The organism is Pseudomonas sp. SWRI50 (assembly GCF_014269095.1).
GTDB lineage: Bacteria > Pseudomonadota > Gammaproteobacteria > Pseudomonadales > Pseudomonadaceae > Aquipseudomonas > Aquipseudomonas kermanshahensis.
Genome location: NZ_JABWRW010000064.1, coordinates 1 through 909 on the forward strand (window position 1 = coordinate 1; position 909 = coordinate 909).

At 65.9% G+C, this 909-nt stretch carries 1 protein-coding gene; it reads left to right on the plus strand.

Annotation, left to right across the window (positions count from 1 at the left end; all coding sequences use genetic code 11):
- Positions 1-139: 139 nt before the first annotated feature.
- A partial coding sequence (locus tag HU750_RS26945; protein WP_186683377.1) for an ABC transporter permease subunit occupies positions 140-909 on the plus strand: 770 nt, incomplete at its 3' end.

Sequence of the window (909 nt, forward strand, 5' to 3'; positions counted from 1 at the left end):
CAGCTGATCAACCAGCCGGCCAACGATTACGTGCGCGCGTTCTTCAAGACCTTCAACAGCCGCTGCCAGTGTTCCAGCCTGGCCAACAGCACGCCGTTGCAGTCCCTGAGCCGCCACTGACCCCCGCGAGGTTTGCCCCATGTCCGAATTCAGCCTGCTCGACCCGTTCCAGGCGGCCACCATCCCCCTGGGCGACTGGGTCACCGCTACCCTCAACTTCCTCGTGCACAACTTCCGTGAGGTGTTTCGCGCCATCCGCTGGCCGATCGACCAGGTGCTCAATGGCATCGAGTTCACCCTGCAGAGCATCCCGCCCACCATCGGCATCCTGCTGTCGTCCTTGCTCGGCTGGCAGCTGGCGGGCAAGCGCATGGCGCTGCTGTGCTTCGTCACCCTGACCCTGCTGGGGCTGATCGGCGTGTGGTCGGAGTCGATGACCACCCTGGCGCTGGTGCTTACCTCGGTGTTCTTCTGCGCGGTGATCGGCATCCCGCTGGGCATTGTCTGCGCCCGCAGCAACCGCCTGGAAAGCATCATCCGCCCCGTGCTCGATGCGATGCAGACGCTGCCGGCGTTCGTCTACCTGGTGCCGGTGGTGATGCTGTTCGGCATCGGCAACGTGCCGGGCGTGCTGGTGACCATCGTGTTTGCCTTGCCGCCGCTGGTGCGCCTGACCAACCTGGGCATCCGCCAGGTGCCGGAAGACAAGATCGAAGCGGCCCGCGCCTTTGGCTGCACGCCGCGCCAGATGCTGACCCGCGTGCAGCTGCCGCTGGCCACCTCGACCATCATGGCCGGGCTCAACCAGACCCTGATGCTGTCGCTGTCGATGGTGGTGATCGCCTCGATGATCTCGGTCGGCGGCCTGGGCCAGATGGTGCTGCGCGGCATCGGCCGGCTGGACATGGG